The 18,146-nt window shown below is 72.7% G+C and carries 24 protein-coding genes; 12 read left to right on the top strand and 12 right to left on the bottom strand.

Annotated features, from left to right (window positions below; all coding sequences use genetic code 11):
• The first annotated feature begins 41 nt into the window (after positions 1-41).
• Complete coding sequence (locus tag ACFWJ4_RS04285) at positions 42-623, top strand: hypothetical protein (protein ID WP_380538960.1); 582 nt, start codon at positions 42-44, stop codon at positions 621-623.
• A 30-nt stretch (positions 624-653) separates the two neighbouring features.
• Complete coding sequence (locus tag ACFWJ4_RS04280) at positions 654-980, top strand: hypothetical protein (RefSeq protein WP_380538957.1); 327 nt, start codon at positions 654-656, stop codon at positions 978-980.
• Between the two features lie 51 nt (positions 981-1,031).
• Here the strand turns inward: ACFWJ4_RS04280 and ACFWJ4_RS04275 are convergent, their stop codons facing one another.
• Positions 1,032-1,754: a hypothetical protein gene (locus ACFWJ4_RS04275; RefSeq protein WP_380538954.1), complete on the bottom strand. Its 723-nt coding sequence runs from the start codon at positions 1,752-1,754 to the stop codon at positions 1,032-1,034.
• Positions 1,755-1,984: 230 nt separating this feature from the next.
• Positions 1,985-2,917: a zinc-binding dehydrogenase gene (locus ACFWJ4_RS04270; RefSeq protein ID WP_380538951.1), complete on the bottom strand. Its 933-nt coding sequence runs from the start codon at positions 2,915-2,917 to the stop codon at positions 1,985-1,987.
• 79 nt (positions 2,918-2,996) lie between these two features.
• Between ACFWJ4_RS04270 and ACFWJ4_RS04265 the strand changes: the two genes are divergently transcribed.
• Positions 2,997-3,704, top strand: a complete 708-nt coding sequence (locus ACFWJ4_RS04265) for a TetR/AcrR family transcriptional regulator (RefSeq protein WP_380538948.1) — start codon at positions 2,997-2,999, stop codon at positions 3,702-3,704.
• Between the two features lie 129 nt (positions 3,705-3,833).
• Here ACFWJ4_RS04265 and ACFWJ4_RS04260 read toward each other — a convergent pair whose 3' ends face one another.
• Together ACFWJ4_RS04260 and ACFWJ4_RS04255 are read right to left on the bottom strand one after the other, a co-directional pair.
• On the bottom strand, positions 3,834-4,154 hold the full coding sequence (locus ACFWJ4_RS04260) for a DMT family transporter (RefSeq protein WP_380538945.1): 321 nt from the start codon (positions 4,152-4,154) through the stop codon (positions 3,834-3,836).
• Between the two features lie 7 nt (positions 4,155-4,161).
• Positions 4,162-4,866, bottom strand: coding sequence for an NAD(P)H-dependent oxidoreductase (locus ACFWJ4_RS04255; RefSeq protein ID WP_380538942.1), 705 nt, complete (start codon positions 4,864-4,866; stop codon positions 4,162-4,164).
• 101 nt (positions 4,867-4,967) lie between these two features.
• Here ACFWJ4_RS04255 and ACFWJ4_RS04250 point away from each other — a divergent pair, with 101 nt between their 5' ends.
• Positions 4,968-5,534, top strand: coding sequence for a TetR/AcrR family transcriptional regulator (locus tag ACFWJ4_RS04250; RefSeq protein WP_380538939.1), 567 nt, complete (start codon positions 4,968-4,970; stop codon positions 5,532-5,534).
• Between the two features lie 49 nt (positions 5,535-5,583).
• Here the strand turns inward: ACFWJ4_RS04250 and ACFWJ4_RS04245 are convergent, their stop codons facing one another.
• Entirely contained in the window at positions 5,584-6,174 is a 591-nt protein-coding gene (locus tag ACFWJ4_RS04245) for a TetR/AcrR family transcriptional regulator (protein ID WP_380538936.1), read from the bottom strand.
• Positions 6,175-6,290: 116 nt separating this feature from the next.
• Here ACFWJ4_RS04245 and ACFWJ4_RS04240 point away from each other — a divergent pair, with 116 nt between their 5' ends.
• Complete coding sequence (locus ACFWJ4_RS04240; RefSeq protein ID WP_380538933.1) at positions 6,291-7,136, top strand: SDR family oxidoreductase; 846 nt, start codon at positions 6,291-6,293, stop codon at positions 7,134-7,136.
• Positions 7,137-7,250: 114 nt separating this feature from the next.
• Here ACFWJ4_RS04240 and ACFWJ4_RS04235 read toward each other — a convergent pair whose 3' ends face one another.
• A complete protein-coding gene (locus ACFWJ4_RS04235) occupies positions 7,251-8,717 on the bottom strand; it encodes an MFS transporter (protein WP_380539134.1) in 1,467 nt (488 codons plus the stop codon).
• Between the two features lie 188 nt (positions 8,718-8,905).
• Here ACFWJ4_RS04235 and ACFWJ4_RS04230 point away from each other — a divergent pair, with 188 nt between their 5' ends.
• Both ACFWJ4_RS04230 and ACFWJ4_RS04225 read left to right on the top strand, forming a co-directional pair.
• Positions 8,906-9,361, top strand: coding sequence for a MarR family transcriptional regulator (locus ACFWJ4_RS04230; protein ID WP_359901949.1), 456 nt, complete (start codon positions 8,906-8,908; stop codon positions 9,359-9,361).
• A gap of 69 nt (positions 9,362-9,430) precedes the next feature.
• Positions 9,431-10,375 (top strand): NADP-dependent oxidoreductase, encoded by a 945-nt coding sequence (locus tag ACFWJ4_RS04225; RefSeq protein ID WP_380538930.1) that lies wholly within the window; start codon positions 9,431-9,433, stop codon positions 10,373-10,375.
• Positions 10,376-10,436: 61 nt separating this feature from the next.
• Here ACFWJ4_RS04225 and ACFWJ4_RS04220 read toward each other — a convergent pair whose 3' ends face one another.
• Positions 10,437-11,471, bottom strand: a complete 1,035-nt coding sequence (locus ACFWJ4_RS04220; protein WP_380538927.1) for a 2-dehydropantoate 2-reductase — start codon at positions 11,469-11,471, stop codon at positions 10,437-10,439.
• 40 nt (positions 11,472-11,511) lie between these two features.
• Positions 11,512-12,333 carry a class II aldolase/adducin family protein gene (locus tag ACFWJ4_RS04215; RefSeq protein WP_380538924.1) on the bottom strand — a complete coding sequence of 274 codons (822 nt, stop codon included), beginning with the start codon at positions 12,331-12,333 and terminating at the stop codon, positions 11,512-11,514.
• Between the two features lie 154 nt (positions 12,334-12,487).
• On the opposite strand from ACFWJ4_RS04215, the gene ACFWJ4_RS04210 reads away from it, so the two are divergent.
• Together ACFWJ4_RS04210 and ACFWJ4_RS04205 are read left to right on the top strand one after the other, a co-directional pair.
• Entirely contained in the window at positions 12,488-12,730 is a 243-nt protein-coding gene (locus ACFWJ4_RS04210; RefSeq protein WP_380538921.1) for a hypothetical protein, read from the top strand.
• Positions 12,727-13,866, top strand: a complete 1,140-nt coding sequence (locus tag ACFWJ4_RS04205) for a tryptophan dimethylallyltransferase family protein (protein ID WP_380538918.1) — start codon at positions 12,727-12,729, stop codon at positions 13,864-13,866. The genes ACFWJ4_RS04210 and ACFWJ4_RS04205 overlap by 4 nt, the downstream gene beginning before the upstream one ends.
• Here ACFWJ4_RS04205 and ACFWJ4_RS04200 read toward each other — a convergent pair.
• Together ACFWJ4_RS04200 and ACFWJ4_RS04195 are read right to left on the bottom strand one after the other, a co-directional pair.
• Positions 13,856-14,110: a hypothetical protein gene (locus ACFWJ4_RS04200; RefSeq protein WP_359915417.1), complete on the bottom strand. Its 255-nt coding sequence runs from the start codon at positions 14,108-14,110 to the stop codon at positions 13,856-13,858. The genes ACFWJ4_RS04205 and ACFWJ4_RS04200 overlap by 11 nt on opposite strands.
• Entirely contained in the window at positions 14,107-14,475 is a 369-nt protein-coding gene (locus ACFWJ4_RS04195) for an ATP-binding protein (RefSeq protein WP_359915415.1), read from the bottom strand. The genes ACFWJ4_RS04200 and ACFWJ4_RS04195 overlap by 4 nt, the downstream gene beginning before the upstream one ends.
• A 172-nt stretch (positions 14,476-14,647) precedes the next feature.
• On the opposite strand from ACFWJ4_RS04195, the gene ACFWJ4_RS04190 reads away from it, so the two are divergent.
• The 3 genes from ACFWJ4_RS04190 (at position 14,648) to ACFWJ4_RS04180 (ending at position 16,824) form a co-directional block, all read left to right on the top strand.
• On the top strand, positions 14,648-15,547 hold the full coding sequence (locus tag ACFWJ4_RS04190; protein ID WP_380538914.1) for a helix-turn-helix domain-containing protein: 900 nt from the start codon (positions 14,648-14,650) through the stop codon (positions 15,545-15,547).
• A gap of 7 nt (positions 15,548-15,554) precedes the next feature.
• Positions 15,555-15,740, top strand: a complete 186-nt coding sequence (locus ACFWJ4_RS04185) for a DUF397 domain-containing protein (RefSeq protein WP_380538911.1) — start codon at positions 15,555-15,557, stop codon at positions 15,738-15,740.
• 685 nt (positions 15,741-16,425) lie between these two features.
• Positions 16,426-16,824, top strand: coding sequence for a hypothetical protein (locus tag ACFWJ4_RS04180; RefSeq protein WP_380538908.1), 399 nt, complete (start codon positions 16,426-16,428; stop codon positions 16,822-16,824).
• A 63-nt stretch (positions 16,825-16,887) separates the two neighbouring features.
• Here the strand turns inward: ACFWJ4_RS04180 and ACFWJ4_RS04175 are convergent, their stop codons facing one another.
• On the bottom strand, positions 16,888-17,442 hold the full coding sequence (locus tag ACFWJ4_RS04175; RefSeq protein ID WP_380538905.1) for a hypothetical protein: 555 nt from the start codon (positions 17,440-17,442) through the stop codon (positions 16,888-16,890).
• Between the two features lie 101 nt (positions 17,443-17,543).
• A complete protein-coding gene (locus ACFWJ4_RS04170) occupies positions 17,544-18,134 on the bottom strand; it encodes a hypothetical protein (protein WP_380538902.1) in 591 nt (196 codons plus the stop codon).
• Between the last annotated feature and the right edge of the window lie 12 nt (positions 18,135-18,146).

Genomic DNA, 18,146 nt, shown 5'->3' with positions numbered 1-18,146 from the left:
TCCGCATGACGCTCCGTGCCCGGTCTGTTTGACTCACCGCCATGAGCACCTCGCACGTCCTTCCGGTCCTGCGCACCACCAACCGGTGGGTCGCCTACGACGCCGCCCAACGGCTGCTGGGCATCACCGTGCACCGGCGATCGACGGAGGCGAACGCGTACGCGGACGAGCTCACGGCGGCGGAGGCCCGGCGGCTGTTCGAGGCCTTTCCCGACCACGTGCACCCGGGCGGCCAGGCGCGGCCCGTCGGGACCGACGAGCTCCGACGGCTGTTCGAGGCGGGCGATCCCCGGGTGGACGCACTGGCCCCGTTCTCGTTCCATCTGGACGAGCGGCCCGTCGGGTCGATCGAGGACAGGTTCCTCGCCCTCCTCGGCTCCTCGCCCGCTTCACTGTCCTGGGACGGCTTCGCCTGGCCGGCCGCCCCTGAACTCGGCCTCGACGTCCGCGCCAAGGACGCCGGCGTCCAGATCGTCCTCAGCAGCGACAACGTCGACTTCGACCGGCCCGCGGACGACCACACCCTGTTCATCCACTTCCGCCAGGGCGACGTCGAGCGCGCCAAGTGGCTGGCCCGGCAGGTCGGGCTGGCACCCGTCGGGCCGGTGGCGCCGGGCTGGTAGTCCCCGGGCACAGCCCCCGCCCGGTCGGCGTTGGGCCGGGCGCTCACCGAGGACGGGCACGAGGGCGCCAGGTACGTGGTCACCGGCCCGGAGTCGCTCTCGCACACCGAGCCGGCCGGGATCATCGGCGAGGAGCCGGGGGTCGCGGTGCGGTGGGAGGAGCTGCCGCCGGAGACGGCCCGCGAGCGGCTGACGGCGGCCTGGGGGAACGCGGCGTTCGTGGACGCCCGGCTGCGCGCCTGGGAGTCGTTCACGCGGGAGCCGGAGCGGGTGACCGGCACCGTGCGGGAGGTGCTCGGGCGTCCGCCGCGCGACGTCCGCGAGTGGGTGCGGGATCACGTGGCGGACTTCCGGTAGCCCGGCGGCCGTGTGCCGGGCCGTCGGGCCGTCGGGCCGCACCGTGGGACGTCAGTAGCGGACGGCCCTGACCACCACGGGCGTCAGCGGCTGGTCGGCCGGCTGCCGACTGAAGGCGACGGGCTGGGCCTTGCCGTTCGCCGGGACGTTCTCGGCGCCGACGATCGAGCTGTCCACGGCCTTGCCGCTGGAATCGGTGAAGTCGACCTGGACCGCGTAGGAGGCCGCATTGGGCCCCGGGTTCTGGATCGTGACGACCACGGCGTGCAGGCCGCCGGTGCTCTGCCGGGGAAGGCCGGTGATGGTGACGTCGTTCAGCGCGTTGCCGCCGTCCGTCACCCCGCTGAGCACCGAGGCGGCCTTCTCCCGGGTCGCCGCCTGCTGCGCCGACACGGACGCCTGGAAGGAGGACGCCGCCGCGGAGAGGGAAGCGGCGGCTTCGGAGGCGGCCGCCGACGCCGAGACCGCCGCGGCCGACGCCGAGGCCAGCAGCGACTGCGCGGCGGAGGCGATGGCGGAGGGCGGCTCGCCGGAGAAGGCGCTGGCGTTGGGCAGGGTGGCGGACGGCGAGCCGGTCGACGTGCCCGACGAGCTGCTGCTGCAGGCCACGAGCACGACGGCGCCGGACGCCGCCGCGATCAGCGCGATCGTGCGCTGCGGGGTCCAGCTCCGGCCAGGTCGCCGGTCGCCGCCCTGGGAACGGCCGAGCGGCGGACGCCCCGGCAGCGGACGGTGGCCGGGGCCGTGGCTGGGGGGACTGTGGAGTTCACGCACCGAGGATCCCTCTCCTGGTCGGTGTTCGGCGGCCGAGGGGCCCGTACGTCCCCATGCTTGGCAACATCGCGCTCCACAGCGACAGCTCCTGACCCGTCCGAGTGGGCGGGGCCGCGCACGGGCGGTGCGGCGCGGCCCCGGACGGGTCGGGCGCGGCGGCCCCGGACGGGTCGGGCGCGGCGGCCCCGGACGGGAGCCGGACGGGAGCCGGACCGGGCCCGAGGGAGGCCTCAGGCTCCGATGGTCAGCACCGCCTTGCCGTGCAGCCGCCGCCCGAGCAGGGTGTCGACCGCCTCGGCCGCGTCGTCCCAGTCGCCGCGCCAGGTGATACCGGGGTCCAGCTCGCCCGCCGCCACCCGGTGGGCGAGCCACCCGAGGTCGCGGCCGAGGCCGGTGCAGCCGAGCAGGTAGAAGGAGACCACCGCGCGGTCGTGCCTGTTCGCGTCGCCGAACAGGGCGCCGAACGCGAAGTCCTCGCCCCGGCCGGAGCTGTGGCCGGTGGCGACCAGGACGCCGCCGGGGCCCAGGGCCTCGTAGGCCTCGACCAGTTGGGGGCCGCCGACGACGTCGACCACGCCGTCGACCGGCCCGGCGGTCTCCTTCGGCGAGGCGACCACCTCGTGGGCGCCGAGGCGGCGCAGCACCTCGCCGTTCCGGTCCGGCGAGCCGGTGGACGCGACCACGTGCGCGCCCGCCGCCCGGGCGAGCTGGACGGCGTACCGGCCGACGCCGCCGGTGGCACCGGTGACCAGGACGCTGCGGCCGAGCAGCGGGCCGATGCGGTGCAGCGCGCGCAGGGCGCTGAGGGCGGCGACCGGGATGGTGGCGAGGGCGGCGAGGTCGGCACCGGCGGGTGCGGCGCCGATCAATCCGGTGTCCACCGCCCGGAGTTCGGCCCAGCCGCCGGCCGGCATCAGGGTGACCACCGGGGTCCCCTCGGCGGGGCCGGAGCCGTCGGCGGCGGCGCGTTCGACGATGCCGGCGGCGTCCCAGCCGAGGACGGTGCCGTCGGGGGCCGTGTCGAGGCCGAAGGCGACCTCGCCGTAGTTGAGCGAGGTCGCGGTGACCCGGACCAGTGCCTGGTGGGGCGCCGGCTCGGGGTCCGGGGCCGTACCGAGGCGCAGGCCGCCGGGGGCCGAGCGGTCGACCAGGAGTGCGCGCATGGAGGATCCTCCCCAAGATTCTGCCACTGAGTGGCATAAGCCTACAGGTGGCATTACGGCCCCGACTAGACTGACCGCGATGACTCCCGAGAAGGCCACCGCCACGGCACCGGAGCGGGGTGCCGAACAGGCCCCCGAAGCGCCGGGCGCCGCGCTCCCGCTGCGCGAGCGCAAGAAGCTGCGCACCCGTCAGGCGCTGATCGACACCGCCCTGGAGCTGTTCGGCGAGCACGGCTTCGACGGGGTGACGCTGGACCGGCTGTGCGAGGCCGTCGAGGTCTCCAAGCGGACCTTCTTCCGCGCGTTCTCCAGCAAGGAGGACGTCGCGATGGCGCCCACCCAGGACCTGTGGACGACGTTCCTGGAGGTGCTGGAGCGCCGGCCGTCGGACGACGGCCGGCTGATGGCCCTCCTGGAGGGGACTCTCACCGAGGCCATCGACCGGATGCCGGCCGACGGCTGGGCCGAACGCGCCCTGGCGAGCCGCCGACTGGCCGCCCGGACGCCCTCGATGGACGCCCACGGGCTGGCCTTCTGCGAGCGGGCGACCCGGGAGGCGGTGTCGACGGTCACCCGCCGGTTCGCCCTCGACGGCCCCGAGGCGGGTGCCGCGCTGCGCGCCCGGCTGGCGACGGACATGCTGGTCGCCGCGTTCCACCAGGCGATGGACGGCTGGGTGGCGCAGCCGTCCGGGCACACCCGCGCCGACCTCGCACGACGGCTCCGGACGGCCTGCGCCGAACTGCCGGGCGCGCTCGCGGCATCGGTCGAACCGCGGCGGGCCTGAGCCGCGGCGCCGGCCGAGCCACCGCGGGCCCGAGCCTCGGCGGCCCTGAGCCGCGGTGGCCTGGGCGCGGCGCCGTCGAGCCACGGCGGGCCCGAGCGCGGCCCGGCACCGCCGCAGCGAGGGCCGCCGTCAGTCCGCGGCGGTGAGCCGGGCGAGCACGAGCCCGGCCACGATCAGCGCCAGCGCGGCCGCCCGGCCCGCGCCGAGCGACTCGTGCCGCAGGACGGTCCCGAGCGTGATGGCGCCGACCGTGCCGATGCCGGTGAACATCGCGTAGGCGAGGCCGGCCGGGAGGTCGCGCATGGCCCGCGACAGCAGGTAGACGGACAGCGCGCCGAGCAGTACGCACAGCGCGGTGGGGCCGGGGCGGGTGAAGCCGTCGGTCGGCTTGATGCTCTGCGACCAGACGACCTCGACCAGGCCGGCGGCGAACAGGAGGAGCCAGGACACGGCCGCCTCACCCCCGCCCGCCGGTACGCGCCCCGGCCGCCGCGCCCGCCCCGACCGCCTCGCATGCCAGCCGCCGGCCGGCCTCGGCGGCCTCGGCCAGGGCGGCGGCCAGCGACTCCTCGTGCTGCGGGAGCCGTTCGGCCAGTGCCGGGTCCACGGTCGCGTTCGCCAGTTCGGCGCCGATGACCAGGGTGTCCTCGACGGCGTAGTGCCCGTGGAAGAAGTCCACCAGGTAGCGCGTCTGGTGGTCGAAGGGCGCGCGCGGCATGCCCGGCCGGTAGGAGCCGCCCTGGGCGGAGGCGACCACGAAGCGCCGCGGCCGCAGGTTCATCTTCGGGAAGGTGACCTGGTCGATCCAGAGCTTGAGCTGGGCCGGGACGCCGAAGTTGTACATCGGCGAGCCGATCAGGACGACGTCGGCGGCGAGCAGTTCGGCGAGCAGCGGTTCGAGGACCGCCCACGCGGCGCGCTCGGCGTCGGTGCGGACCGCCTCGGCGTAGCGGTCGGGCTCGACGATGCCCTCGCGGAGCAGGGTGTCGCAGATCGTCGTCCAGGCCTCGCCGATCGGCGGCACGGGCTCGGCCGCGAGGTCCCGGTAGGTGCAGGTGCCCTGCGGCGCTTCGGCGCGCCAGGCCTCGGCGAAGGCCGCGCCGATCCTGCGGGAGAACGAGCTGCGGCGGGCGCTGGCGTCGAGGTGGAGGAGCTGCGGCATGACGGTACCCCCGGGATTCCGCAAGCGGACACGGCGTCCGCTTGACTGGTGACGATGCTAGCCATCAAGTGGACAGAGCGTCCACTTGTTAGAATCGGCCCATGCCACCGACCGAACGCGCCGACGCCGCCCGCAACCGACTCAAGGTGCTCCGGGCGGCCGAGCAGCTGTTCACGACCCGCGACCCGGCCGCCGTGACCATGGAGGACATCGCCCGGGCGGCCGGCGTCGGCCGCGGCACGCTCTACCGCCGCTACCCGGACCGCGCCTCGATCGCGCGCGCCCTGCTGGACGCCCACGAGCACGAGATCCAGGAGCAACTCCTGCGTGGGGAGGGCCCGTTGGGCCCGGAGCCGGTGGCCGCCCCGGCCGAGCGGCTGAGCGCCTTCTACTCGGCGATGGTCCGCCTGCTGGAGCGCCACTCCCACCTGCTGCTCGGCGCCGAGACCGGCCCGGCCCGGCTGGCCACCGGCGCCTACGGCTTCTGGCGCGCACACGTCCGGATGCTGGCCGCGGCGGCGCGGGCCGAGGACCCGGACGTCCTCGCCGACCAGTTGCTGGCACCGCTCGCCCCGGAGCTGTACCGCCACCACCGCGACCGGGGCGTGTCCGCCGAACGCATCGAGGCGGGGCTCCACCTGCTCGCCCACCGCATGCTCGGCGACTGAGGCCCGGGCCCGCCGGGCCTGCCCGAGGGTGGACCTGCGGAGAGCGGGCCTACGCGACCCGCAGGGAGTCGAGCCAGCGCAGCAGGCGGCCCCCTTCGCGCGTCATGACCTCCGGGTCGCGCAGCGCGTTGGCGAGCAGCGACATGCCCTGGTAGCCCGCGACCAGGGTGAGGGCCAGGCCGTCCGGGTCGGGCAGGCCCAGCTCGCGGAACTGGCCCGCGGCCCAGTCGAGCAGCCGCCGGATCACCGCGCCGGCCTCCGCGTCGAGGCCCCCCTCGGTGCGCTTGTCGAGTTCGACGGCCAGGGTGCCGGTCGGGCAGCCGTGCCGGGCGGCGAGGTCGCGCTGTCCGACCCAGGCCTCGACCAGCGCCTTGAGGCGGTCCAGCGGGTCGGGCAACCGCTCCAGCCGCTCGGTGAGTTCGTCGAGGTGCGCGCTGTGCTCGGAGAGCGCGGCGCGGACCAGCTCGTCCTTGGTCTTGAAGTAGTAGTAGACGTTCCCGACCGGGACGTCGGCCTCGCGCGCGATGTCGGCGAGGGTGGTCCGCTCGACGCCCTGCTCGTGCAGGACCTTGGCCGCGGCCGCGGTGAGCCGTCGGCGCTTCTGCGACGCCGCCGTGCGCCGGTTCACTGAGTCAGTCACCCGACTGACTATAGACAGCCGCCCCGGAAGGCGGCTATGGTCTTTCTCAGTCAGCCAACTAACTCACTGGCTCGACCGCACATCTCACTCCTGACTTCTCACTCCTGGGGGCGGAAATGATCACAGTGACGGGCGCGACCGGCAACATCGGCCGGACGCTGGTGGAGCTGCTGGCCGAGGCGGGCGAACAGGTGGTCGCCGTGTCCCGGCAGCCGCAGCCCGACCACCCGGCGGCCGGAGTCCGCTGGGCCCGGGGCGGCCTTGGCGACGCCGCCGGCCTGCGCCCGGCCCTCGAAGGGTCCCGCGCGCTGTTCGTCCTGCTGGGCGGCGAGCTCAACAGTCACGGCGAGAGCCCGGAAGCCCTGCTGAGGACGGTCGCGGACGCCGGGGTGGAGCGGATCGTCCTGGTCTCCTCGCAGGTCGGCGCCACCCGGCCGGACGCCCCCTCGCACGCCCGGCTGCGGGAGTTCGAGGCCGCCGTGCGCGCCTCCGGACGGGACTTCACCGTCCTGCGCCCCGGCGGCTTCGCCTCCAACGCCTTCGCCTGGGCCGGGACGGTCCGGGCGGAGCGGACCGTCTTCGCGCCGTTCGGCGGGGTGGCGCTGCCCGTGGTCGACCCGGCGGACATCGCGGCGGTCGCCGCCGCCGTGCTGCGCGAGGACGGCCACGGCGGCCGCACCTACGAGCTGACCGGACCGGAGGCGATCGGACCGCGCCGGCAGGCCGAGGTCATCGCCGAGGCCCTGGGCGAGGAGGTGGCCTTCGTGGAGCTGTCCCGGGAGCAGGCCCACGCCCACCTGGCGCGGTTCATGCCGGAGCAGGTGATCGCCGGGACGCTGGACGTCCTCGGCCTCCCGCTCCCCGCCGAGCAGGCGGTCAGCCCCGACGTGGCGGCCGTGCTGCACCGCCCGGCCGCGCCCTTCCGGGCCTGGGTCGAGCGCAACCTGCCGGCCTTCCGGTAGCGCCGACGCGCCCGCCCCGGACGCGCGAGCACAACGCGCCCGGGGCGGGCCGCCCGCAGGCGGGCCCAAGCAGGCGGGCCCCGCGCAGGCAGACGGGCCCCACCCGACCGGGCCTCAGGCCGTGGCCGGCCTGGCCGCCTCGGCGTCCCCCGCCTCCGGGGCGGGAACGGCGCGCAGTTGGGGAGCGGGCGGCGCGGGGATGACGGCGGCGACGGCGGCCGCGATCAGCGCGACGCCGCAGCCGATCACCAGGCCGACCCGGAAGCCGCCCTCCGAGGGCAGGGCGTGCCCGCCCAGGTTGACGGTCATCTGCGACAGCACCACACCCATCACGGCGGCGGACACCGAGGTGCCCAGCGAGCGCATCAGGGTGTTGAAGCTGTTCGCCGAGGCCGTCGCGGACAGCGGCACCGCGCTCATGATCAGTGCGGGCATCGCGCCGTAGGCCAGGCCGACACCGCTGTTGCAGACGATCGTCACGATCAGCACGCCCCAGGTGGAGCCCATCAGCGGCAGCGCCAGCCCGTAGCCGACGGCGATCGTCAGCGCCCCGGCGGCCAGGGTGAACTTCGGTCCGCGCGCGGCGGACAGCTTGCCACCGAACGGGGAGACGACCATCATCATCAGCCCGCCGGGCGCCATCCACAGGCCCATCGCCAGCATCGACTGCCCCAGCCCGTAGCCGGTGAGCTTCGGCAGCATGAGCAGCTGCGGCACGATCAGCGCCTGGGCGTACATGCCGAAGCCGACCAGGACGGAGGCGGCGTTGGTCAGCAGCACCCGCGGGCGGGCGGTGACCCGCAGGTCCACCAGCGGTTCGGGGACGCGCAGCTCCCAGCGGGCCCAGAGCATCAGGATCGCGGCGGAGGCGGCGAACAGGCCGAGGGTGCGGGTGCTGCCCCAGCCCCAGTCCCCGCCCTTGGAGACGGGCAGCAGCAGGCAGACCAGGCCGACGCTGAGGCCGATCGCGCCGACGAAGTCGAAGCGGCCGCCGACGGGGCGGCCGTCCGCGGCGGGGGCCGGGATGACGGTCCAGAGCATGCCGATGATGACGACGGTCAGCACGGCGGTGCCCCAGAACAGCACGCGCCAGCTGGCGTAGTCGGCGACGCCGGCCGCGATCGGCAGGCCGAGGCCGCCGCCGATGCCCATGGAGGCGCTGACCAGGGCGATCGCCGAGCCGAGCCGCTCGGGCGGCAGGACGTCGCGCAGCAGGCTGATGCCGATCGGCACCAGGCCCATGCCCATGCCCTGCAGCGCCCGGCCGGCGATCATCGGCACCACGGAGTCGGCCACCGCGCACAGGACCGAGCCGAGCAGCAGCGGGACGCAGGAGGCGATGAGCATCGTCCGCTTGCCGAGCAGGTCACCGAGGCGGCCGCTGATCGGGACGAAGACGGCGGCGGAGAGCAGGGTCGCGGTGATGACCCAGGAGGCGTTGGACGCGCTGGTGTGCAGGAGTTGCGGGAGCTCGCTGATCAGTGGGGTGACCAGGGTCTGCATGATCGCGGCGACGGTGCCGGTGAAGGCGAGCACCGCCACGATCGGACCGGTGCGGGGAGTGGGGGCGGGGCCGTTGATGACGGGCCTCCTCGGGCAGTCGAAGAGCAGGAGTGTGCAGAAAACACACAATGTGCATGGAACACAGAATGGTCAGCTTACACATGATGTGCGCCGTGCACATCATGTGGGCCACGCATACCTCTGGCATACTGAAAGGTGATCCACGGAGAAACCGCAGGTCGAAGCGGTGATGAAGGGACTTCGACATGACCAGCCCCACGCACGAGGTCGCCCTCGAATTCCTGGTGTTCGCCCGGCACCGCGACCTGAGCCAGGTCAACGCCCGCCCCGAGGGCAGCCAGCTCGAACGCAGTTCCTACATCCTGCTCAGCCGGGTCGACGCCGAGGGGCCCATGTCCATCGGGCAGTTGAGCGACGCCTTCGCCCTGGACGTCTCCACCCTCAACCGGCAGACCGCGGCCCTGAAGAGCGCGGGCCTGCTCGAACGCATCCCGGACCCGGACGGCGGCATCGCCCGCAAGTTCCGCCTCACCGAGGAGGGCCGGAACCGGCTGGAAGCGGAACGCGAGGCCCACGTACGGGCGCTGAACCTCGTGATGACGGACTGGCCGGAGGAGGACATAGCCTCCTTCGCCGGCTTCCTGCGCCGCTTCAACACCGGCATCGAACGGCTCGACGGGCGGCCCTGGCCCCGGGACTGAGGCCTCGGCGTCGACGCGCGGCACGCGCCACGCGGGAACACCCGGCCCGCGAGGCGACTTGCAAGTGGCATGAGAGCCATAGGAATTGAGGAGTTCGGCGGCCCGGACGTCCTGCGCGTCCTGGAGCTGCCCGAGCCGCAGGCCGGCCCCGGTGAGGTCCGCATCCGGGTGCACGCGGCCGCCGTGAACCCGACCGACGCGGTACTGCGGCGCGGCGGCCACGCCGCACGGATGCCGGGCAGGCGGCCCCCGTTCGTGCCCGGCATGGACGCGGCCGGGGTGATCGACCAGCTCGGGCCCGGGACGGACGGACGACTCGCCGTCGGCCAACGGGTGGTCGCCGTCGTGCTGTTCATCGGCGAGCACGGTGGGGCGTACGCCGAGCAGGTCGTGGTGCCCGCCGCCTCGGTGGTCCCGGCACCGGAGGGGGTGGACCACCCCGCGGCGTCCACGCTGCTGATGAACGCGATGACCGCACGCCTGGCCCTGGACGCACTGGCCGTGCCACCCGGCGGGACCGTCGCCGTGACCGGAGCGGCCGGGGCCGTCGGCGGGTACGCGGTCGAGCTGGCCAAGGCCGACGGGCTGACCGTCATCGCGGACGCCGCTCCGCAGGACGTCGAGCGGGTACGGGGGTTCGGCGCCGACCACGTGGTGGAACGCGGCCCCGACGTCGCCGACCGCATCCGGGCGCTGGTGCCCGACGGCGTCCCCGGCCTGGTGGACGGTTCCCACCAGACCACCGAGCTCGTACCCGCCGTGGCCGACGGCGGGACCCTGGCCGAGCTGAAGGGCTGGTCCGGCCCCGCCGAACGCGGCGTCCTGGTGCGCCCGGTGATGGTGACGGACGCCATCACGGACACCGTGCGGCTGGACGCCCTGCGCCACCAGGCCGAGGCGGGCGTCCTGACCCTGCACGTCGCCGACGTGCTGCCCGCCGAGGAAGCGGCCCGGGCCCACCGCCTCCTGGAGGCCGGCGGCCTGCGCGGCCGGCTGGTCCTGGACTTCTCCTGACGCCGCCTGCGCGGGAAGTCGGCCGGGCCGACTTCCCGCGCGGGCTACCGGGAGCGCCCCGTCAGTGGGCCGGGGTGAGTTCGGCGAGGAGGGCGGGGCCGGTCCAGCCGGGGCCGGTGCCGGGGGCGGCCGCCTCGGCCTCGTGGACGAGGGTGATCAGGCGGGCGTTGGCGGGCGCCGTGAGGCCGTGGCGCTCGGCGAGGGCGACGACCTCGCCCTGCAGCGAGTCGATCTCGGTGGGGCGGCCCCGCTGGAGGTCCTCCCACATCGAGGAGCGGGCCGTCGCGTCGATCTGCAGGCTGGCCCCGGCCAGCTCCTGGAACTGCGCGTCCGGCAGTTCGAGCACCTGCGGCATCACCTCCGGCGGCACCGGGCCGAGCTGGGCCGGCGCCATCCCGGCGGCCCGGAACACCGCCAGCGCCTCCAGCTGGCAGCGCGCCACGCACTGCCGGTACGCCAGCTGCCCGACCTGCTCGCGCAACGGAAGCCCGGAGAGCGCGTTGACCGCGTTGTTGAGGTTCATCAGCAGCTTCGCCGCCTGGACGGCCGGCATGTCCGTCCGCAACTCCAGCAGCAGACCGCCCGCCCGGGCGGCGTCGGCGAGGGCGTCCGCCCCCTCCTCGGCGGCCAGCATCAGCGAGCCGCCGCTGCCCTGGTGGAACGCCGCGGTCCCGGTCCGCACCACGTTGTACGGGACCATGCCGGCCAGCACCCGGTGGGACGGCAGCGCGGCCGCGAGCACGTCCACGTTGCGCAGACCGTTCTGGAAACTCACCACCACCGTGTTCGGACCGAGGTGCGGGGCGAGTTCCCGGGCGGCGGTCGCGGTGTCGGCGGACTTCACCGTGACCAGCACGTAGTCGGCGCCGGCCGCGGCCTCCGGGTCGGCGGCGGCGGTCAGGTCCCGCACCTCGCGGCGGGCCCCGCCCGGGCCGGTGAGGGTCAGCCCGTCCGCGTCGATCGCCGCCATCGCCGCCGGCCGGCCGATCAGGGTGACGTCGGCGGTCGGGGCGAGCATGCCGCCGAGGTGGCAGCCGATGGAACCGGCGCCGAACACGGCGATCCGGAGCCTGCGCTGGGCGGGGGTGGTGGGCACGGGGCTGCTCCAGGGGGAAGGCGGACGGCGGCGGGGATCGTCAGTCGAAGAGGTCGGGGTCCGAGAGGGTGATCTGGTCCCACAGCGGGCGGGCCTGGAACCAGCCGGCCAGCGAGGTCCCGATCTGGTTCCGGGCGATCAGCGCGGTCTCCCGGTCGATCGACTTCGGGGTGCCGGCCGCCATCGCCAGCAGCTGCGCCTGGCAGGAGCGCTCCATGGTGATGAACCACCAGACCGCCTCGGCCACCGACTGGCCGACCGTCAGCAGGCCGTGGTTCTGCAGGATCACGGCCTTGTGGCCGCCCAGTGCGGCGGCCACCCGCTTGCCCTCCTCGGTCTCGGTCACGACACCCCGGTAGTCGCTGTACAGCCCGTGGTCCTCGAAGAAGACGCAGGCGTCCTGGGTGATCGGGTCGAGCGGGATGCCGAGGCTGGAGAAGGCCTTGCCGTACAGCGAGTGCGAGTGCGCGGCCGCGACCGCGTCCGGGCGGGCGGCGTGCACCTGGGAGTGGATCGCGAAGGCGGCCCGGTTCACCGGACGCTTGCCGTGCAGCAGGGTGCCCTCGTGGTCGACCAGGATCAGGTCGGAGGCCTTGATCTGGTTGAAGCTCATGCCGAACGGGTTCACCCAGAACCAGCCCGGGTTCTCCGGGTCGCGGACGGTGATGTGCCCGGCGACGCCCTCCGAGAAGCCGAACCGGCCGAACAGGCGGAACCCGGCCGCCAGTTGTTCCTTCCGGTACTGGCGCTCCTCCTCCACCGAGTCGAACACCGGCGGCAGCGGCAGGGTCACCCCCTCCGGGGCCGGTCCCACGACACCGGTCGCCGCGTACGGGTCTTCGGGCTGCTGCGGTGCGGACATGGCGACTCCCGGGGCTGCTGCGGTGGGGCGAGGGGCTGGGGCTGAGGGCCGGCTGGGCGGGGGCAAATCAAAGATGCGTTCGAAAGATACATACCTTTGGCACCGGCCCTGTGGCTATGATCAATCTGATCATCGATCAGGGGGAGGGGCAATGATGCGCAGGGTATTGGCCACGTGGGCAGTTGGAATCGCCGCAGGTGCGGCACTGCTCGTCGGCACCACGGCGATCCTGGCGGCAGCACCCGCGCCCAGCACTGTCGCCAAGCAGCTGAACGAGCCGAACCAGTCGGTCGTCGGGCAGCTCAACGAGCCCAACCAGTCGATCACCGGGCAGCTCAACGAGCCCAACCAGTCGGTCATCGGGCAGATGAACGAACCCAACCAGTCGGGCCAGTGACCATCCCGCTGTTTCGCGACACCACATCCGCCCTCGCCCCCTTCCGGGACCCGGACAAGACCTTCGGGCAGTTCCTGGAGGAGAAGTGGACAGCCGTCTGCCGGGGCCTGGGGATCAGCGGGTCGGAGACGGCCCGCGTCCTGCAGGACCTGCGGGACGTGCTCAGCCCGTGGGGCGCGCGGCCCATCGGGACCCGGTGCAATCCGCCGTCGTTCGTCTCGACCGACGGCTTCCCCGCCGAGCTTTCCGTCAGCTGGAAGGCGGGGAGGCCGGAGGTGCGCATCCTGTTCGAGTCGCTGAGTTTCGACCGCACTCCGCTCGGATGCCAGGAAGCCGGACGGGAGTTGACGCTTCGGCTAGCCGAACGGCCGGGGGTGAGCATCGAGCGGCACCTCGACGTCGAGGACCTGTTCGTCACGCCCCGTCCCGGTCTCAACCGGCCCACCGTCTGGCACTCCCTGGCCTGGCAGCCCGGCGAGCGGCCGCACTACAAGGTCTACCTCAACCCGCAGGCGCACGGCCCGGACCACACCCACGAGGTCATGGCCGAGGCCATGCACCGGCTGGGGCTAGCCGAGGCCTGGGAACCGGTGGGACGGCGGTGCGGGGAGCTCGCCCGACGCGGGCATGAGGTGGAGTTCTTCGCCCTCGACCTGGACGGCGGAAGCGCCTCCCGGGTGAAGGTCTACTTCCGCCACCTCCCGATGCCGATGGACGAGTTGGACACCGTTGCCGCACTGTCGCACCGCCACGATTCGGCCCGGGCGGCCCGAGCCCGTGCCGTGATCTACGGGCGGGACGGCGGCACGGTGGACAACGAGCCGATGACCTGCCTGGCGTTCCGGGAGGGTGCGACGGGACCCGAGGAGGCCAACGTCTACCTGCGGCTTCCCGGTAACACCCGCAGCGACGCCGAGGCCGCCGGGCGGATAGCGGAGCTGATGCGGATCGAGGGCGTCGATCCGCGCCCGCACGCCGAGGTGCTGCGGCAGCTGACGGCCGGACTGCCCGGAGGCGAGAGCGGGGTGCAGGAGCTGTGCAGCTACCGCACCATCGCGCCGGGGACTCCGGCGCACATCGGGCTGTACCTGCGCTTCAACACCTACGGGACTGTTCCTACGGCTCCTACGGCCTGAGGTCGCGGTTGCGCCTGAACTCGCGGATGAGCGCGAGGAGGTTGACCAGCGTGCTCGCCGGGACGTTGCCGATGTCGACCAGGCGCCGGCCGTGGAGGTTGATGTCGCCGGGGCCGGCGGAGGGCCAGAGGAGGCCGAACTCTCGGCCTTCCGTTCGGAGTTCGACGATGAGTTGGGCGACCTGGCGCGAGGTGAGGTGCAGCAGCGCCGGGTCGGCCGGGTGGATGGGGTGGTGGGCGCTCACGCGACACCGTCCTGCTGCAGCTCGAACCAGACGGTCTTGCCGAGGTGTTGGGGGTCGACGCCCCAGCGGTGGGTGAGGCCCGCGACCAGTTGGAGGCCCCGGCCGGTCTCGGAGAGGAGGGCGAGGGGGCCCTGTTCCGGGAGGAGGGGGCTGCGGTCGGAGACCGCGACGCGCAGGGTGTCGGCGCGGTGGTGGATCAGGATGACCGGGGAGGTCGTCTCACCGTGGCGCCAGGCGTTGACGATCAGTTCGACCATCGCGAGTTCGGCGTCCGCGATGAGGGAGGGCGGCCAGCCGGCACTGGTCATCCCGTCGCGGAGGGCGTCGCGGGAGAGGGTGAGGGAGGGGGAGTTGAGGTTACGCACAGCGTCTCCCGGAGGGGGAAGGGTGAGACCGGCGGATGCGTCGCCGTGAACGAACCCACTGGACATGGGTGTTCTTCGGTGCCCGAGCAGCGTTACTGACGATCCGTTCGGTGATCGGTGCATCACAGACTGTAGGGCATGCGATAGCAAATTTGCTAGCAGCCTCTAGAAGATGTGCCTATCTGTTCGCTGGACTCGTCACGCACACGCGGTGGATGCTGGGGAGATGCCACCTACCCCAACCGCACGCCGGAAGCGCGTCGGCATCGAGCTGCGAAAGATGCGAGAGACCGCCGGACGCACGGCCGGAGACGCTGCCGCCGTTCTTGGGCTGGACCGCAGCAAGGTCACGCTGATCGAGCAGGGCTCCTATCCGATCAGCGCCGAGCGGGTCCTTGCGCTCGCCACCGAGTACGAGGAGGCCGACTCCGCGTACATCGACGCCGTTGCCGAGATGGCCGCCGACCGGACGAAGGGGTGGTGGGAGGAGCACAGAGGCCTCGTCCCGGCCGGAATTCTTGAGATTTCCGAGGTCGAGCACTATGCCGGCGCGCTGGTGACGTACCAGATCTGCCATGCTCCCGGGCTCATGCAGACCGAGGAGACAGCTCGGGCGATCTTTCGAGAGGTCTATCCGCCTCTACGACCGCTGAACATCGAAGCACGGGTCGAGAACCGGATGCGACGAGCTGAGCTCCTGACGCGAAGCGATCCACTCGACTACGAAGCGATCGTGCACGAGGCAGCGCTTCGCATGGAGTTCGGAGGGGCAACTGTCGCCAGGGAACAGCTGAAGCACTTGTTGTCGCTCTCAGAAGCTCCCCACGTGACGCTGCGCGTGCTGGAGTTCAAGGCCGGCGGTTTCAAGGGGGCAGGCCAGGCTGTGCTGTACGCCAGCGGGCCCGTGCCCCGCCTCGATACGGTGCAGTTGGACTCCGTAGGATCGCCAGCGTTCCTGACCGAGATGAATCAGCTGGAGAACTACCGGAGCATCCTCGGGGCGATGCGTGATCGCGCACTCGATCCATCGGCCTCCCGTGACGCGATCTCCAGCATCATGAATAGCCTGTGAGGCCTCTGTGGAAGAACTCGCTTGGCGAAGGCCCAGCGCCTGCGGCGATGGCAACAATTGCCCCGAGGTAGCCATAGCCCCCGATGCCGTCTACGTCCGCAGCAGCCTCCTGCCCGACGCCATCGCCCAGCTCACCCCCGACGAATGGCGCGACCTCGTCTCCGCCATCCGCGCCGGCGAGTTCGACGCCTGACTCCGCCGGCGCACCGGCCGGGGCCGCGATTCGGCGCACGGGTGTTGAGCTGCTAATATTCCTGACGTCGCGAGGGAGATGATCTCTCGTCAGGCGTCAGCGGTGCTACCAGAGCACGTCCTACTTTCAGTAGGAAGAGTCCGTGCAACCCGGGCCTGGCGCTCCACAGTCGGAAGGGTCCGGCATCCACACGGATGCCGGGCCCTTCCGCGTTGATGCGACCGAACCGATTCAGGCGGCGAGGGAGCCCTGCGCGACAACCAGCCAACACGGCGCCCCCGGGCGTCCGGCAGCACGATTCGGCGCACAGGCGTTGAGCTGCTAATATTTTCGACATCGCGAGGGAGATGATCTCTCGCCAGGCGTCAGCGGTGCTACCAGAGCACGTCCTACTTTCAGTAGGAAGAGTCCGTGCAACCCGGGCCTGGCGCTCCACAGTCGGAAGGGTCCGGCATCCACACGGGTGCCGGACCCTTCCGCGTTGCAGCCCCACCTTTCCACTGCGCTGATCCCATGAACGCACAATCAGGCAAAGGCCTGATCTCATCGTCGGCGAACTTCCTGAGCGGAAGCCGGTTTTCCGCCGCCGGGGGCCGGGGTAGGGCGGAGGCGTTCGCACCCTGACCGTTCCGGTGCTCATGAGGGAGCGAATCCGTGACGCTTTTCTTGTCGGAAGGACACCCTCATGCACAGGTCCCTTCGGAACGCCTTCGCGACCGTCCTCGTGACGGGTGCGCTCACCACCGCTGCCGCTCCGGCCGCCGTCGCCGCCGAACAGGCGCCGTCGGCGGCCGGGGTGCGGGCGGAGCTCCGCAACCCGAAGACCGTCAAGGTCGCCGACTACAACCAGGCCCGCAACACCCTGATCAACGCGGGCAGCAGGACGGCCGCCAAGTCCCACCCGGCGCACGGCACCAAGGACGTCCCGGTCTCCCACGGCACCAGCCTGCTCGCGGAGGCCCGCGACGAGTTCCGCGCCGCCGACAGGAGCCTGCCGGCGGGCCAGAAGAAGTCCGACATGTCGATCCCGCACTACAACGCCGTCCACAGCGCGGCCAGGACCATGGGCATCGACCGCTGGTGAGGCCTTCCCGCCGAGGCGGACGGTCGGGCCCTCCCCCGTCCCCCGGCGGAGGGCCGGACCGTTTCACTGCTTCGGGGGCAGGGGCTCCTCCCGCGGGGCGCTCAGGCTGCCGTCCGGAAGGACGTCGAAGACCGTGAGCTTCTTGCGCCCGGTGATGGTGATCCGGTCCGTCCCGGACCAGTCGATGCGGACCAAGTCGCCGTACTGGGTGTTCCAGATGCCCATGCTCCAGTGGCGGGCGGACCAACCGGTACCGGACACCAGCTCCACCCGGTAGATCGGGTCGATCGAGAAGGCGACATTGGTCATGGTCAGCACCCGGTCCGGGCGGCCCGGGGAGACCTCCCGGTCGGTCCGCCCCGGGAAGCCGGTGGTCGCCAACACCGTGAACACGGTCATCGGCGCGCCGAAGATCAGCGCCACCAGGCCGGCGGCGCAACCGATCTGCGACACCCGGGTACGGAACTCCAGCTCGATGATCAGCGAGGCCACGACCAGCACGACCGCCGCGCCGACCAGCAGCACCGGGTGGTTGAGCCACTGATCGACCACCACCAGCCCGCCCGGTCGGGACGCGTACCAACCCGCCAGGTACGCCAGCAGCGCCGCGAACGCCACCCCTCTGAGCCTCCACGCGATCTGCTTGCGACGTGCCGCTGACATGCCTCGCTCGCCCCCCCGGCGGTTCACCGATCTTCGGCACGGACCTTACGACAGCTCTAGCGGGGCCGGGGCATGGCCGAGGGGCCGCCCAGCGTCCCGTCCTCGTCCACGGTGAAGACCTCGATCTCCTCCCGCAAGGTCACCGTGATCCGGCCCGGGGCGGACCATTCGGCCTTGACGAAGCCGTCGCCCTCCTCCCAGGTGCCGAGGCCCCAGTGGCGGGCCGACCAGCCGCTGCCCGTCAGCAGCTCCACCCGGTAGACCGGGTCGATCGAGAAGGCGATGTCGGTGACGCGCAGCACGTGGTCGGAGCGGTTCGGGTCGGGCTTGCGGTCGACCAGCCGGCCGTCGCCGCCGAAGATGTACGCCACGGCTCCGACCCCCGCCCCGATGACGAGGAGCGGTGACAGGACGGCCGCACAACCGATCTGCGCCCATCTGGTGCGGAACTCGAACTGGGCCACCGCCGAGGCCACGGCCAGCGCGATCGCCGTCCCAAGCAGCAGCACCGGGTGGTTCAGCCAGCGCTCGACCTCGACCAGCCCGCCCTGGCGGGAGGAGAAGTAGCCCGGCAGGTACACCAGGAGGGCCGCCAGCGCCGCGCCCCGGAGCCACCACACGACCTGCTTGCGGCGCGTCACCGTCATTTGCTCCCCCCG

Origin of the sequence: Kitasatospora sp. NPDC127067 (assembly GCF_042724755.1) — a bacterium.
Lineage (GTDB): Bacteria > Actinomycetota > Actinomycetes > Streptomycetales > Streptomycetaceae > Kitasatospora > Kitasatospora lactacystinica.
Note: the sequence above shows the minus strand (reverse complement) of the source record. Positions and strands in the feature narration are given on the sequence as shown.

What these genes read in the sequence shown, in the direction of transcription:
- ACFWJ4_RS04285 (WP_380538960.1), top strand. Translation starts at nt 42, where the DNA reads ATGAGCACCTCGCACGTCCTTCCGGTCCTGCGCACCACCAACCGGTGG.
- ACFWJ4_RS04270 (WP_380538951.1), bottom strand. Translation starts at nt 2,917, where the DNA reads ATGCGCGCACTCCTGGTCGACCGCTCGGCCCCCGGCGGCCTGCGCCTC.
- ACFWJ4_RS04265 (WP_380538948.1), top strand. Translation starts at nt 2,997, where the DNA reads ATGACTCCCGAGAAGGCCACCGCCACGGCACCGGAGCGGGGTGCCGAA.
- ACFWJ4_RS04255 (WP_380538942.1), bottom strand. Translation starts at nt 4,866, where the DNA reads ATGCCGCAGCTCCTCCACCTCGACGCCAGCGCCCGCCGCAGCTCGTTC.
- ACFWJ4_RS04250 (WP_380538939.1), top strand. Translation starts at nt 4,968, where the DNA reads ATGCCACCGACCGAACGCGCCGACGCCGCCCGCAACCGACTCAAGGTG.
- ACFWJ4_RS04240 (WP_380538933.1), top strand. Translation starts at nt 6,291, where the DNA reads ATGATCACAGTGACGGGCGCGACCGGCAACATCGGCCGGACGCTGGTG.
- ACFWJ4_RS04230 (WP_359901949.1), top strand. Translation starts at nt 8,906, where the DNA reads ATGACCAGCCCCACGCACGAGGTCGCCCTCGAATTCCTGGTGTTCGCC.
- ACFWJ4_RS04225 (WP_380538930.1), top strand. Translation starts at nt 9,431, where the DNA reads ATGAGAGCCATAGGAATTGAGGAGTTCGGCGGCCCGGACGTCCTGCGC.
- ACFWJ4_RS04215 (WP_380538924.1), bottom strand. Translation starts at nt 12,333, where the DNA reads ATGTCCGCACCGCAGCAGCCCGAAGACCCGTACGCGGCGACCGGTGTC.
- ACFWJ4_RS04210 (WP_380538921.1), top strand. Translation starts at nt 12,488, where the DNA reads ATGCGCAGGGTATTGGCCACGTGGGCAGTTGGAATCGCCGCAGGTGCG.
- ACFWJ4_RS04190 (WP_380538914.1), top strand. Translation starts at nt 14,648, where the DNA reads ATGTGCCTATCTGTTCGCTGGACTCGTCACGCACACGCGGTGGATGCT.
- ACFWJ4_RS04180 (WP_380538908.1), top strand. Translation starts at nt 16,426, where the DNA reads ATGCACAGGTCCCTTCGGAACGCCTTCGCGACCGTCCTCGTGACGGGT.
- ACFWJ4_RS04170 (WP_380538902.1), bottom strand. Translation starts at nt 18,134, where the DNA reads ATGACGGTGACGCGCCGCAAGCAGGTCGTGTGGTGGCTCCGGGGCGCG.